A 723-nucleotide genomic window follows, 5' to 3' on the forward strand; every position below is an offset into this window, starting at 1 on the left:
TTCGGACCTGCGAAATTTGCCGGCTGGATTTTGCTTGCGGCTGCGCTGGCAGTTTCTTCCATCGGCTCCGCGGGGATTGCCGCACATTTGGGTGCAAGACTTTCACGTCAAAGCACCTTCTCTGCCTTGAGCGGATTTGTGCGCGGCTCTGTTCTGCTTGAGCTTGCTGCGTTCTTCCCGGTGCTGGGTTGGTTCTTCATCTGGCCGCTCACGATCATCATGGCTTTCGGTGCCACCGGCTTCGCGTTCCTCAATTGGATGCCGCGCGAAAAGACTGTCCGCGTACTTGAGCCTATTTCAACTCAAGCTTAATGAATCAAAGAGTATCTTTCTTCTTTCATCTTTGTAATTCATCCTTCAACTTTCATCCTTCATCCTTCCCATGACTCTCTCCAGACGTGATTTCCTCAAACTCAGTGCTCTTGTGACGGCCAGCGCGGCACTTTCATCCTGTGCTCCAGTCTATCGCAAACTCGCCGGTGACTTGCCTGCCGTCCCATGGACTGCGCTCAGCGCAAACGATTTCCTCGCATTGAATCGACTCACTTTCGGTCCACGAGTGGATGAACGAGCCCGTTTCGTCGACATCGGTTTGAAGGCCTGGATCGAGGAGCAGCTTGATTTCGAATCGATCAACGATCTTGCATGCGAGATTCAACTCAGCCCATTCAAATCCCTTAAACTGGATGCGAATGAACTCGAAGGAATCAGCAACCAGCTCTT

The 723-nt window shown here is 52.0% G+C and carries 2 protein-coding genes; both read left to right on the plus strand.

Annotated elements, in window-relative coordinates:
* The coding region (locus JNK74_28815) for a hypothetical protein (GenBank protein ID MBL7650184.1) at positions 1-312 on the plus strand (312 nt) is incomplete at its 5' end.
* A gap of 70 nt (positions 313-382) precedes the next feature.
* Positions 383-723, plus strand: a 341-nt coding sequence (locus JNK74_28820) for a twin-arginine translocation signal domain-containing protein (GenBank protein ID MBL7650185.1), incomplete at its 3' end; no start/stop codon positions are given.

The organism is Candidatus Hydrogenedentota bacterium, assembly GCA_016791475.1.
GTDB lineage: Bacteria > Hydrogenedentota > Hydrogenedentia > Hydrogenedentales > JAEUWI01 > JAEUWI01.